Source organism: Paracoccus sp. MBLB3053 (assembly GCF_031822435.1).
GTDB lineage: Bacteria > Pseudomonadota > Alphaproteobacteria > Rhodobacterales > Rhodobacteraceae > Paracoccus > Paracoccus aurantius.
Map to the genome: position 1 here is coordinate 227,457 of NZ_JAVQLW010000002.1, position 13,765 is coordinate 241,221.

The 13,765-nt window shown below is 58.9% G+C and carries 7 protein-coding genes; 6 read left to right on the forward strand and 1 reads right to left on the reverse strand.

The features are described from left to right. Positions 1-116: 116 nt before the first annotated feature. Positions 117-4,247, reverse strand: a complete 4,131-nt coding sequence (locus tag RGQ15_RS15280; protein ID WP_311161394.1) for an Ig-like domain-containing protein — start codon at positions 4,245-4,247, stop codon at positions 117-119. A gap of 650 nt (positions 4,248-4,897) precedes the next feature. On the opposite strand from RGQ15_RS15280, the gene RGQ15_RS15285 reads away from it, so the two are divergent. From RGQ15_RS15285 to RGQ15_RS15310, 6 genes are all read left to right on the forward strand, one after another. Beyond that, on the forward strand, positions 4,898-5,548 hold the full coding sequence (locus RGQ15_RS15285) for a glycosyltransferase family 2 protein (RefSeq protein ID WP_311161395.1): 651 nt from the start codon (positions 4,898-4,900) through the stop codon (positions 5,546-5,548). 171 nt (positions 5,549-5,719) lie between these two features. Beyond that, a complete protein-coding gene (locus RGQ15_RS15290) occupies positions 5,720-6,793 on the forward strand; it encodes a glycosyltransferase family 4 protein (RefSeq protein WP_311161396.1) in 1,074 nt (357 codons plus the stop codon). A 314-nt stretch (positions 6,794-7,107) separates the two neighbouring features. Further along, a complete protein-coding gene (locus RGQ15_RS15295; RefSeq protein WP_311161397.1) occupies positions 7,108-8,451 on the forward strand; it encodes an FAD-dependent oxidoreductase in 1,344 nt (447 codons plus the stop codon). Positions 8,452-8,696: 245 nt separating this feature from the next. Continuing rightward, positions 8,697-9,770 carry a glycosyltransferase gene (locus RGQ15_RS15300; protein WP_311161735.1) on the forward strand — a complete coding sequence of 358 codons (1,074 nt, stop codon included), beginning with the start codon at positions 8,697-8,699 and terminating at the stop codon, positions 9,768-9,770. Between the two features lie 362 nt (positions 9,771-10,132). Beyond that, positions 10,133-12,415: a GumC family protein gene (locus RGQ15_RS15305; RefSeq protein ID WP_311161398.1), complete on the forward strand. Its 2,283-nt coding sequence runs from the start codon at positions 10,133-10,135 to the stop codon at positions 12,413-12,415. Continuing rightward, positions 12,412-13,689, forward strand: coding sequence for a polysaccharide biosynthesis/export family protein (locus tag RGQ15_RS15310; protein ID WP_311161399.1), 1,278 nt, complete (start codon positions 12,412-12,414; stop codon positions 13,687-13,689). Before RGQ15_RS15305 ends, RGQ15_RS15310 begins: the two co-directional genes overlap by 4 nt. The last annotated feature ends 76 nt before the right edge of the window (positions 13,690-13,765 follow it).

The following is a 13,765-nucleotide window of genomic DNA, read 5'->3' on the forward strand; positions in this document are numbered from 1 at the left end:
CGGAACCCCAGATTGGAAGACATGTGCCAGGTCACACGGTGAAATGGCGCGCCCACGCGTTCGAAGTGTATGCGATCGCCGGATGGAGGCAGCATCATAGCCCGGCCCACAGCCCGTTACGCGAAGACAAATTCGTCGTTGATGTATTTCTGCTGCAAATAGGTCTCCATCGCCATCCTGTCTTCATCCGAAAGGGCTTCGTCGAAGATAAAGGCCGCGCCGATATCCATGGGTTTTCTTCCTGCACCCCCGATTTCCTCACCTATCACCAGCCGCTGTGGGTCGGTGGCGAATTGGTGTGTGCCGATGTCGATAAGCTCACCGTTGAGGTAATGCTCGAACACGTTGTCTTCCAGCACCACCGATTGCACGACCCACCCCGAACTCGGGACGCCAGAGTCGAAATCATTGCTGCCACCCCATCCCTGCAGCAGCATGGCCTGCTTGCGTCCTGCGGAGGTCAAGCCGAACGTCTCGTTCCCGGAGTTGTCCCCATAGGCAAAGCCAACGGGCTGCCGAAGCGTTCCCCCGTAGTCCAGCACGAAGAACATTGTCCTGTCCGAAGACCCTGAGGGCAACAGATGCAAGGTTTCACCCGAGGCATTTGTTCTTTCAAGGAAATCGTCAACGCCGTCCAGCCTGATCGCCGCAGCTCCGGTCGGGGTCGCGTTCTGTATCAGAAGCGGATTGCCGCTGGCTGCCAGATCATTGCCAAGTCCAGCGCTGTCGATCCAACCGACAACCACATTCCCCCCTGTCGTCGAGACCTGCATGTCAGATTCAAATGCTGCAACGAGGCCCTCGCCGACCGGGATGTTTGCAGTGCCCACAGTGACGCTGACGGTCGCCGTATCACTTCCGTCATCGTCGGTGATCGTATAGGTGAACTGCGCTGTTCCGGCGAACCCACTATTCGGCGTGAAAAGCAACCGGTCGTCAGTAGCATCCGTCGGCGTCCCGTTGTCGTCAATCGTGACGGTTCCACTGCTGCCAGAAGTGAAGGCAGTGATCGTGAAGGGATCGCCGTCATCATCATAGTCGTTGCCCATGACGTCGATCAGAACCGCAACGTTCTCGGGGGTCATGGCAGTATCGTCAAGGGCAACCGGCAGCGAGCTGCCAGGCGGCGGCGCGACGGAAACCGTCACGACAGCCGTGTCGGATCCGTCGTCATCGGCGATCGTGTAAGAGAAGCTGTCTTCGCCTACGAAGCCTGAATTGGGCGTATATAGGATCTGGTCGTCATTCGGATTGCCGGGTGTGTCGTTGTCAAAGATCTCGACCGTCCCGTGCAGGGCAGGCGTGAACGAGGTGATCGTGAGAGGGTCGTTGGTCGGATCGGTGTCGTTGCTGAGAACGCTGATCAGAACGGCAGTGTCTCTTTCCGTCGTTGCGTTGTCGTCGACCGCATCAGGGGGAAGCATGTCCGCCGACGGCGTGACGGTAATGCTCACAACCGCCGAGTCAGAGCCATCATCTCCGACAATGGTATACATGAACCCGTCCGTCCCGAAGAAATCGCTATCAGGCGTGTACACGACGAAATCGTCCGAGAAGTCATCGGGGGTGCCGTTGTCGTTGATTTCTGCCGTCCCGTTGCCAGGTGCGCTGACCTCAAGAAACTGGAAGGAATCTCCGTCCGGGTCCAGATCATTGGCCAGCACGTCGATCTCGATCGACGAATTTGCCATCACGGTAATGTCCAGATCATCATTCGCGACAGGTGGCGTGTCGAGGGCGGGTCCCGAGATATAGGTCGTCTTCAAAAAATTCTCGACCTGCACGCGTTCGGATTCAGAGAGGGCGCGGTTGTAGATCAGCACCGCCGCGACCTTCATTTCCGATTGACCCTTGTCGTTGATTTCGCCACCGATGATCAGGCGCTCGATCTGGGTATTGAAGCTGTGCGCGTCTGTATCGATCAAGGTACCGTTGCGGTACTGGGACAGTGTGCCTGCGGACAGGATTGCCGATTGCACCAGGAAGCCGCCCTGCAATCCATCCACACCGGTGGAGAAATCATTGGCGCCGCCATATCCCTGCACCGCCAGTTCGCCCTGCTTGTTGACCACACCAAAGGTCTTGTTTCGGCCGCCATCCCCATATGCCACGCCGGAGACGCTATAATTGGGATTGATGTAGTCGACGACGAGAAAGACCGTGCGGTCGGATGAGCCCGAAGGCAGGTTCAGGATCGGGTCATTATCGTGAACGCGTTCGAGCAGATCCTCACTGCCATCGAACACAATCGCCGGCTGCCCTGTCGGCGTCTGGTCGGCCAAAAGCTGCGGATTGCCCTGAGCGATCAGATTGTTGCCGTTGCCGGAACCGTCAAGCCAGGACACCACGGTGCTCCCTGCCGTCAGCCCGATCTTGATGTTGGACTGCAGCAGAAGCGACAAACCGTTCGTAACAGGCACCTCTTGGACTTCTCCGACCACGATGGTCACGTCGCCCGAAATCGTCGAATCCGTCCCGTCGCTCACCTCAAGATAGGCATCGAAACTGCCTTCGGCCTCGAAGACGTGACTCGCGGTGACAATGCCATCGGCCGGCACTTGACCCGAAACGCTGTGCCCGTCGCCGAAATGCCAAGTATAGGTCATCGCGTCTGCATTGGGGTCGGACACGGTGGCGCTAAAGGTCACCTCGGTGTCTCCCGGTTCGGCAACGCCGGTGCTGGCACCTTCTCCACTGATCGCTGGAGGATAATTCACGTCTCCCGCGAGAATCTCATAGACCGGTGAGAAGGTGGTCCTGCTGCCATCCGTGACACTGAAGGAAACAAGGTAGCGGCCGTCAGCCGTATAGGTATAGCTGACCGAGACAACGCCATTCGATCCGACATTGCCAACGATAGGCCCGCTGGCATCGCCGAAATTCAAGGTATAGGTCAGCGCATCGCCATCGGGATCAGTGACGATCGCGTTGAAGGTGATCTCGAGCGGCAGTCCGCCGATTTCTGGATCCACGTCCGATGATGTGACGATGGGCGCGGAATTAGTGGTGCCGGGGCCCTCATAGACGATGCGCCTGACTTCGCCGGTTCCGATCTCGGCCCAGTAAAGCGCGCCGTCATTGCCGACGCCGACCCAAGCTACCGAATTGGCCTTGTCCGGCAAGTCGGACGTGGGTTTGAAAGCGAAGTCGCCAAGCACCTCTGTCCCGGTTTCGTCCAGAACCAGATATCGAATATGAGTACGCGTGTAGTCGCCATAAAAGAAAACGCCATTCCATTCCTCGGGAAACATGGAGCCGCGATAGACTTCGCCTGCGGTCATCGAGGCCCGTTCGCCGTTATGCGCCAGCGACCATATCGGCGCTGAGTAATAATCTCCTTCCGCGACGCTTGCGATGTCGTCATCGGGTGCCGGAAAGTCGTTCGGGTCATATTCGCTTAGTCCGCCGTTCACATATGTGTTGGTCGTTCCCTCATAGAACGGCCAACCATAGAAAGCGCCGGCCTGATCCAGGCTTGCCGTGTGAAGGTCTTCATGCGCGAGGTCCTGCTGATTTCCGCCCACCTCGCCGATGTACATCTGTCCGTATTCGAAATCCCAACGTGCCCGGAACGGGTTACGCAAACCGTAGGCCCAGATCGAATCGTCATTGCCGCCGGGCCCGTCGATGAACGGGTTCGCCGCCCAGCCATCACTGCCGTCGGGGATGGTGCCATCGGAATTGATGCGAATGATCTTTCCCGAACTTGAGGCGAGATTAAGCATCAGGTCCAGATCATAGCCCGAGCCTTCCCCCGGAGTACTGGTTCTGAACTTGTCTGAAGTTGTCAGCCAGATCTTGCCATCGGGACCGAAGTCAAGACCGCCGCCATAGTGGCAGCAGCGCAGATATCCGTCTGTATCCTGCCAGATGATTTCCTGGCTCCCGACATCGCCTTCCGATGTCAGCCCACCATCGTTCTCGACATGCTGGAACTTGGCGATGACCGGGGTAAGCGGAGAGTCACCCGGCGTAAAGTAGAGGTAGAAGAGTCCGTTCGATTCGAAGTCCGGATCGAGCGTGATGTCGAGCAGCCCTTTTTCAAAGTCCGCATCAACATTCAGCGTCATGTAAATGCTACTGTTTCCAGATTCCGGATCGACGATGCGAATGACGCCTGTCTTGGACAGCAGCAGAATTCGATTGTCCGGCAGAAAGGCCATTGAGATCGGTTGGAAATCCGCTTCAATGCCGGTGCGATCAGTGACCAGTTCTTCGGAAAACCCGTCAAGCGAAAGAGAGTCCATCGAAGTACGCTCCATCAAACCAAAACACTAGGAAACCGGGGAGCAAGTTTACAAAAAATCGGCGTTCCAATAAATGATTCTCAAGGGATACGAATAGATATCGCATCCAGACTTTAAATGACAATCAGTTCAAAATGCATTATCCGTCTGAAAAAATTTAATTTTTTGTTTCGCATGCCACTGAGCGAATTTTGCTAAATCAACCTCGCGCCTTGTCGTCTCTGTCTTCCATTTGCTATTTTATGAGGCAGGCTCAAGGAGAATTGCCAAATTCTCCGGAAAGAAAGTCCTGCTTGATTGAACGCCTTCAACGGCCAATACTGGCCTCACAGTTCACGAGTGATCGGTTGTGCCGCGTGAAGAATATTGTCGAATTTCCCGATGATGGCTTGGAGCAACCGCCGCGGATTGCTGTGGTTATAAGTTCCGTAGGCCGGCCCGAATGTGTTGCCTTCCTGTGGCGTCGGCTCTGCTTGCAGCGCGTTCTGCCCGACAGGGTCGTGTTCTGTGTCACAAGGCCGGAAGATCTGCCATCGACTTGGCCCGAGACCGGCACCGATGCCCCTCCCGTGCAGCTGCTCTTTTCGGATAAGGGCCTGCCTCGCCAACGAAATAGGGGGATGGAAGCCGTCCTCGGAGAGACGGACCTCATGGTCTTCTTCGATGACGATTTCATCCCATCAAGCTCTGCGCTCTTGGGCATCGCGCGCACATTCGAGGCTTTTCCGGAAGTGACGGGCCTCACCGGTACCTTGCTGGCCGATGGTATTGGCGGGCCGGGGCTGGAACTCGAGATGGCAGGTCAGATCATCGATTGTTGGGATGCAGAAGCAAAGACCGCCGAGGCTGTCGCATCGCCGCGCGAGCTCGCCACCCGAATTGGGTTATACGGATGCAACATGGCCTTCCGATCCACCGCGATCGGTGAGATTCGCTTTGATGAGAGGCTCCCGCTCTATGGCTGGCAGGAAGATATCGATTTCTCAGCCCGCATTCCCGGGCGAAAGATCGTGACCGACGGTCTGGTCGGAGTGCATTGCGGCATCAAACGCGGCCGCGAGCGTGGCCGCCTCCTCGGCTACAGTCAGATTGCCAATCCGGTGTATCTCTGGCGCAAAGGATCCATGAAGGGCCGCTTTGCGCTCAAACTCTGCCTTCGCAACTTGCTTTCGAACCACGCGCGCGCGCTGTGGCCCGAGCCCTGGATAGATCGCCGCGGAAGGTTGCGCGGGAATTGGCGGGCCATCATCGATCTTTGCCTCGGCAGGGCCGATCCGGAGCGGATCCTTGAATGGCAATGAGGTCGGATCTCATCCGATTTCAATGAATGACTGCCTCCGATTCAAATAACGCGATGCATGGCTTTGCATTGCGTGAAACGTAGAGTTTTTGTCGTAAGAATCACGCGATTACACGATTGGTGAAACAAGTTATATCAGGGGCTTGCGTGAAATTCTGGCTAGGACGATCCAATGAAAACAGTTGCGATAAACGGCAAGTTTCTCGGCGCACCGCTCAACGGCGTTCATCGCACTGCAGCGCTTTACACCGAGGCAATGATTGCGCATCGCACGACAGACTTGAACGTCGACATCATCGCACCACGCAATCTCTCGCAAGATTCGACCTTTTCGACCCTCGAGCCCATTGTCCTTCGCAGCCCGCTGGGCATGGGACAGGCTTGGGAAATGATTTCCCTGCCCTTGGCAACGCGCAAACATCTTCTGTTGAACTTCTGCAATCTCGCTCCGGCGATCCATCCAAACTTCGTGGTCATGATCCACGATGCACAGACCTATCTCTATCCTGAGGATTACTCTGGCCGACAGGCAGTCGCCTACCGCGCCCTGCTGCCCCTGATCGCGCGGCGGGCACGAAAGGTCCTGACCGTTTCCGAATTCGCAAGGGACTCCCTCGCCCGCCATCGGGTTGCGCCACTTGATAAGATATCGGTGGTTCACAACGGGACCGATCACCTGCTGCGGGTCAGACCCGATAATGCAGTTCTTGACCGGCATAGGCTTCGCCCCAAGGAATATGCCTTGGCGATCGGTTCTGCCAAATCCTACAAGAACATTGCCCGCCTTTTCGACGCCTTTGCCCATCGCGATCTGGCAGACTTTCCACTCGTGATTGCTGGCGGGCCACCGCCTGACCGCTACAAGAACCTCGCATCGCCCCCACCAGCCAATATCCGCTTCCTGGGTCCGGTCAGTGATCCAGAACTGCGCGCGCTCTACAGTCACGCCGCCATGTTCCTCTTTCCGTCCCGGACAGAAGGCTTTGGCCTGCCGCCGCTGGAAGCCATGAACCTCGGATGCGCGGTAATTGCGGCCGATGCGGGGGCAATGCCGGAGATATGTGCCGAGGGGGCGTTGCTGATCGACCCGGAAGACACGGTGGCGTGGCGAAATGCTGTAATTGCGTTTCGCGATCCTGCACGAAGGCAAGCACGCTCGGCCGCCGCCGAAGCACGCGCACGTTTCTTTTCATGGGAGCGTGCCGGAGCGCGGCTTTGGGAAGTGGTCGAAGACCTTGTTCTCTAAGCGGGCTTAACCGTTTGCCGGCATTCCGGTGCAGTCAGCTTCGTGCGACTGTCTCGGGCATGGGTTTCGGATCAAGCGTCGACATTGGGGAATTGCCCGACCAGGTCTTGGATCGCGGGGTTGCTATGCGAGCCAGATCAAGAGCAACGCGCCCGCGAAGGCCCGGGGCATGAGTTGGGATCGGATCGGGATTCCGGTTGCGCGAATCATTCATCGCGCGCCTCATATGTTTTTCCTCCATCTGGAGCGAAACCGTGGATGGAACTGTTCGAACAGACCGGCTTCCGCCCGAGCCGCCAAGTCCCCCCACGCAGATGAGCGCGGAATTCGTTGTTCTTGGCGCGGGCGCGGCTGGCCTGACCGCAGCCTACGAACTGAACAGGGCAGGTCATGATGTCGTGGTGATAGATCGTTCTGCGGAATGCGGAGGGACGCATCGCTCGACCAATATCGGAGGCTACACTTTCGACGCCGGCAGTATTTTCTTCGAACAGGCACACCCTTTTTTCGCTATGTTCCCAGGCGTGAAGGAGCTTTGCACGACGACATTTCGGCGCCAGGCCAGGATCGCTCCGGATGGCCAGATCCGACATTATCCTTTCGAGCCAAAGGAAGTGCTGAGCTGGTCCCGCCTGCGGCAGATGCAGGCAGTTCTGGATCTTGCCCGCGACAGGACGATCATCCGTTCGCCACAGGATGCCGAGGCGTTTTGCAGGTCCCGTATCGGCAAGACGGCTTATGAAACCTCCGGACTGAAGCACTACATTGCGCGTTTCCATCAGGAGGATCCGGCGCAGATCGACGTGCTTTTCTGTCAGCGAAGAATGAGATTCGTCGCTCAGGAAGTGCGGCCAAGGGCCCTGGCGCGAGTCGCCTTGCGCCTTGTGGCGCGCACCCGCGAAAAGCCCAAGCCTCCCCGTCCGCTGTTCGTGAGGCCCCGCGACGGTTTCGACAAGTTCTACGGCGCTGTGCGCAGCCAGCTTGAGGCGAAAGGCGTCCGGTTTCTCATGGAATGCGACATAGACCATATCGCGCGAGAGCAGGGGCGCTTTCATGTCTCGACCGCCGCGGGCACCGTCAGTGCCCATCATGTGGTGGGAGCGATCCCCCTGGATACGATGCACGAAATGCTGTTCGGGACCGGGCTCGGGCTGGAAAGCATCGACCTTGTCACCTTGTTCGTCAGCGTCTCCGAGATAACCGGGTTCGAGGGCAATGTGCTGTTCAACTTCCACCCGCTCGGGAGATGGAAGCGCATTACCTGCTATTCGCGGATCTACGGGGTCGAGCAGGGCCGACATTATTTTGCCGTCGAGATCACGCAGCGCAAGCACGAGGCAAAGGATGCCGCTGCCGCATTCGACGATTTTCGCCGCCATGTCGCCCAGTTCGGGATCTTCGGCCATGATCTGACGCTCGAGGGATATGAGATTGTCGAGGACGCCTATCCGCTTTATCGCAAGGGCTGCGGACCAACGGTCGAACAGGGGATCGAGCGTCTGATGGACTTCGGGATCACACCGGTGGGTCGCCAGGGGCGGTTTGCATATCTTCCCATATCGGCGCTCGTCATCTCGCAGACGCGGGACCAGCTTGGGGCCGCTGGCCCGTCCCCTCTGGCGGAAGAAACCGAAGTCGGAAATCGCGTCGGGCACTGAGACACACGGGCAAACCTCGGTCCGGTAGTCGGGATCTCGGCCTGCGGCATCAGATATTCTGCACTGTGTTTACGCAGCCGACATGACGAAGGCGGATTTCGGGCGGCCTGAAGGGACTGCGGAATTGGTTGTGACCGACATATAGCGCATAATGCATTTGAAGGCTTCAGGCCCCCATGTGCGAGTGACGAGTCGGAGTGGAGCAGGAGATGCGGGTAGCCGTCATCCATTACTGGCTCGTTGGCATGCGAGGGGGGGAGAGGGTTCTTGAGCAGATCCTCCAATGCTATCCGGAGGCTGATATATTCACGCATGTGCTCGATCCCGCGCGTGTTTCGGACCAGATCCTGAGCCACAAGATAACCGAAAGCTTCGTTGGACGTTTCCCCGGTGCCAAGAAGCATTACCAGAAATATCTTGGCCTTATGCCGCGTGCTCTCGAGGAATTGGACCTGACGGATTACGACTTGATCATCTCGTCGGAATCAGGCCCTGCGAAGGGAGTCCTTGCGCCTCCACACGCCCTTCATGTCTGCTATTGCCATACCCCCATGCGTTATATCTACGATCATTATCCCAAATACAGGGCAAGCCTCGGTCCGATTGGTCGGAGATATTTCTCGCAATTGACCCATCGGCTGCGGCAATGGGATTTTGCTTCGGCAGCGCGCGTCGATTCCATCATCGCAAATTCCAGTTTCACCGCGTCCCGCATCCGCCGCTACTGGGGCCGCACTGCGCAGGTCGTGCATCCGCCGGTCGATCTGGAGCTTTACTCGCCGGGGCCCGCCGGGGCAGAGCCATATTATCTCGCGGTGTCTGAACTGGTCGGTTACAAGCGCATGGATCTGGCGATCGATGCGTTTCGTGGAACGGGAAAGCGCCTGGTCATCGTCGGCGACGGTGAACAGCGCGCCGCATTGATGCGCCGGTCAAGCGACGAGATCGAGTTCCGAGGCCGCGTATCCAACGGCGAACTGCGTGACCTGTACCGGGGGGCAAAAGCGCTTATCTTTCCCGGAGAGGAGGATTTCGGGATCGTACCCGTCGAGGCCATGGCCTGTGGTCTGCCGGTCATCGCCTACGGCTCGGGCGGCGCGCTCGACACGGTTCGTGACGGACAAACCGGAACTTTCTTCGCCGAAGCCGATCCCGTCTCCCTGCGCGGCGCCGTCGAAAAGTTCGAGACCATGCACTTTGATCGCGATGTAATCGTGCGCCATGCCCAAGGTTTTTCAAATGAGGCGTTTCGCTCTGGTCTCCTGATCGCGATTGACGAAGCGGCCAATCGACAATCCCTCCGCTCGGCTGCCGAGTGATTTTGCGTGCCCAACCGGGTACACGATTCGCTCCCATCAGCAAGGCAATAACGCACTTCCTTGGTAACGCGTAATGCACTGATATTCATCATTTGATGCCGTGATTTAATCAAATATCTTGCTCGGGGTTGGGATCAATCCGGCAAAACAATTGTGACATCGCGATCGCCGAATTTGCGCTATGATTTATTCACGGACGATCGAAGTGTGGCAGGTTCTGATTGCGCGAAAGCGCTTTGCGCATCTAGCGTTGATCTGAACCGGGCTAACGGGTTCAGTTGTTGAGCACGGCGCAAATGCGGCAAAGTGGAACTGATGTTAATGGTAGCCGATGGTGATAACCATGATGTTAGACAGGTAAAATGAACACTCAAGCACCGCCACCGCGGCTGTCCGAGAGTGTCAGGGACACTCCGCCGGTTGGCAGCGACGACGGGGACATCATAAACCTGTTCGATCTCCTTCGGAGCATCTGGCGCCGAAAATGGATCATTGTGGGCTCGGCGATATTTCTCGGCATGCTCGTCGCGATTGTCGTCAGTTTCGTAACGCCGCGCTATAGCGCCATCGCGAGGATCATGCTTAATCCGCGCGAAACACGGGTCGTTACCTCGCAAGAGGTCGTCTCGGATCTCGATCTCAGCAATCCCGTGATCGAAAGCGAGGTGGCCCTGATCCGGTCGAGCGTCCTTCTTGAATCCACAGTTCGCGAGATCGGTGTCGAGAACCTGATGGAGTTCGATCCGCGAAGAATGTCAGAGCAAGGCTGGACGGTTCGTCTGAATAGAGCCATCGAACGCGTGACGATGCTGCTGGAAGGGGAGGAGGGGGCGACAAAGGTGGCAACGCCGTTGCCCGATGACAGTCAGGTTGAGCAGGCAGATCCCGATGTTCGGCCAGTTGGCCCCACCGACAACCTCTACCGTCGGATAGTGGGGCAGATGCGCGGCTATCTCACCATCGAGCAACTGGGCAATTCCTACGTCATCTCCATTTCAGCGAGCGCCGAGGATCCGCAGGTTGCGGCGCTGCTCGTCAACACCATAGCCGAGCGCTATATCGCCACCCAGCTTGAGGAACGTATCGAAGGAACTCGCCGCGCGACGCGGTGGCTTCAGACCCGCGTTGCCGATCTGCGCGAGCAGGTCGCAACGGCTGAAGCGGCGATCGAGGCCCGCAGGGCCGAGAAGCTGACCGCCGACGGTGGAGGCGTTGAGACCGCCTCGCAGCAACTTGGGGCCATGTCGGTGCAGCTCTCGGCAGCGCGTGCCGACTACGCCGAGGCACAGGCGCGCTACGATCAGATCCGGCAACTCGTCGAAACGGAAGGTTTCACTGCGGCGGCCGATGTGCTTTCCTCTACGCTGGTTCTCAATCTGCGCGAGAACCACGCCGCGCTGCTGCGCCATCAGGCGGATCTGGCCAGCCGCTATGGCCCCGAACATCCCGACCGAATGCGCGTCGCGGCCGAAATTGCCCGTGCAGAGGAAGGTCTTGCCGCCGAGATTGGCAACCTCATAAAGGGGCTCGCGAGAGAGGTCGAGGTGGCCGGCATTCGTCAGAGATCAGTGGCTGCCGATGTGCTGGCGCTTGAGGAACGTGTCTCGTCGATCTCCGGCACTTCCACCGACTTGCGAGATCTCGAACGCGAGGCCAAGGCACTGAGCACGGTCTACGAAAACATGCTGTCGCGCCTGAAGGAGACCCGCGCCCATGAAGCCCTGGCGCAGGCCGAAGCCAAGGTCATCGAATATGCACTTCCGCCCGGGGCGCCATCCTATCCGCGCTCTAAGCTCTTGATCTCGGCGGCTGTGGTCGCTGGGGCCGGTCTGGGGCTCGGGCTGGTCTTGGTGATGGAGCTGAGTTCGAACACGTTCCATTCGACCCCTGAGGTCTTGCGCGAAACCCGCTTGCCGGTTCTCGCGGCACTGCCGCGCAGCCGGCGCCGTGATGGGCCAGACGCGCTGAGAGGGCTGATCGCCGCCGACGATGGCGTTTACGGCGAGCGCATCCGCCAACTCCGAACGGCATTGATCTTTGGCGTCGGTGAACCGCCGCGCAGCGTCAACATCACCTCATCGCTGCCGGGCGAGGGCAAGACAGACACCACGCTGGCCTTGGCACATATGAACGCGCTCATGGGCCGCCGGGTGATCGTGGTTGACTGCGATTTCCGTCGCGCAGCGCTTTGCAAGGCCTTCGGCTGGCGGCCCGCCAAGGATTTCGCGGCCGTGCTGCGGGACGAGGCTTCCCTTGATGATGCCATCTTGTCGGAAGCGACGGTTGGATTCGACGTGCTGCCCGTTGCCAAACCCGTGGCCAACGTCACGGATATGCTTCACCCGGCACGGTTCCGCGCCATCGTGGACAAACTGTCGGAACGATACGATCTCGTCCTCGTCGATGCACCGAGCGTGCTGCACACCGCGGATGCATTGGTCGTCGCGCGCTCGGCAGAGACACTTATCTACCTGGTAAAATGGGACAGCACGCCGAAGAAGGTCGTTCGTCAGGGTCTTGGCGCTCTTGCCGAGTTCGGGATTGCGCCACAGGGTATCGTGCTGACCCAGGTGAACCGCAGACGCATAGGCGAATTTCACCAGGCATCCGATCCCGTCGCGGGTCGCAGCGAGGCAAGGGCATGAAACGTCTGGGTCGTTTCGTGACATCATTCACCCGTTTTCGAGTGGTGGCTGCGCTGCTGCTCGTTTTCGGCGCCGCCTGTTCAGCAGCGGCAGAGCCCTATCGGCTTGTGCCCGGTGACAGGCTCGATGTGGCGGTCCTGGGCGAGCCGGAACGCTGGGAAGTTCAGATCGATCTGGACGGTGCGCTCAGATTGCCGACCCTCGGTCGGGTTTCGGCCGACGGCATGACGCTTGACGAGGCCGAGGCCGCGCTTTCCGCGGCGATGCGGGAGACGGGCCTTTACGTTTCGCCGCAGGTTGCCGTGTCAGTTGCGACCTATGCCCCTGTTCTGGTCACCGGTGCGGTCCGCGCCCCCGGGCTCTTTGATTTCACACCGGCGCTGACGGCAAACGCAGCAACAGCCATGGCCGGTGGCATCGCGCTGACCGGTCTCGACGGCACCGCGCTTTCTCTCGAGGCAACGCAGTTTACGGGCCAGCTGCGCATCATCGAGACCGATATCCAGAGCACGCTGGTGCGGATCGCGAGGGTCGAGGCGCAGCTCGAGGATCGAGACGATTTCACATTCGATCCCGGGCCACGCTTTTCTGCGGTAAAATTCGATGCGGAACTCATCGAACATCTCATGTCGCGGGAGCGGGCCATCCTGACCGAGGAACGGCAGGCGGCGGCGGAGTTGGGTCGGCTGCGGCAAATCGAGTTAGACAATGTCGAGAAGCAGATCGACATCCTGATGGAACGAAGCAAGGTCCAGGACGATCTGATCGCCTTGCAGCAAGAGGAACGCGACGCCGCCGACGCGCTTGACGCTCGTGGGCTCAGGACGCGCTCGGATATGGCTCGGGTCGACCGCATGGAGGCCGATCTACGCGCCCAGGTCCTCGATATCGAAGCTGCCTTGTCACAGGCCCGAACGCGCCGGGCCGATATCGCCAGCACCATCGCGCAGGCCGGCATCGATCGGAGGATGGCATTTCTCGAGGATTCTGCCAGCCTGCGCACCGAACTTGAGCGGCAGATGCACAATCGCCGGACCGTGCTGCAGAAAAGCTTCATCCTGGGCGATCCCTTGGCCATCGCGCTTTCCGGGGAAGCCGGGCCAACGATCACGCACACCATACACCGGCGCCGAGGAGGCTCGATCAAGACCATCGTAGCTGGTCCGGAAGACGTGATGATGCCCGGAGATACGCTTGTGGTCGAAGTAGAGGTTCCCCCCAAGGCGGCGCAGACACAAGCCGACACGGTCGATCTGGCGGGGACCGACGGATGATGCAGTTCACGTCCTTTCCCACCCGACTGTCCGGCAGAGCCGCAAGAACGCGACAGGCGGGAAGGGGCCAGAACCG

Excerpts from the sequence above, each read along its gene's own strand:
- RGQ15_RS15300 (WP_311161735.1), top strand. The coding sequence starts at position 8,697 with ATGCGAGGGGGGGAGAGGGTTCTTGAGCAGATCCTCCAATGCTATCCG.
- RGQ15_RS15310 (WP_311161399.1), top strand. The coding sequence starts at position 12,412 with ATGAAACGTCTGGGTCGTTTCGTGACATCATTCACCCGTTTTCGAGTG.
- RGQ15_RS15295 (WP_311161397.1), top strand. The coding sequence starts at position 7,108 with ATGAGCGCGGAATTCGTTGTTCTTGGCGCGGGCGCGGCTGGCCTGACC.
- RGQ15_RS15290 (WP_311161396.1), top strand. The coding sequence starts at position 5,720 with ATGAAAACAGTTGCGATAAACGGCAAGTTTCTCGGCGCACCGCTCAAC.
- RGQ15_RS15285 (WP_311161395.1), top strand. The coding sequence starts at position 4,898 with ATGGTCTTCTTCGATGACGATTTCATCCCATCAAGCTCTGCGCTCTTG.
- RGQ15_RS15305 (WP_311161398.1), top strand. The coding sequence starts at position 10,133 with ATGAACACTCAAGCACCGCCACCGCGGCTGTCCGAGAGTGTCAGGGAC.
- RGQ15_RS15280 (WP_311161394.1), bottom strand. The coding sequence starts at position 4,247 with ATGGACTCTCTTTCGCTTGACGGGTTTTCCGAAGAACTGGTCACTGAT.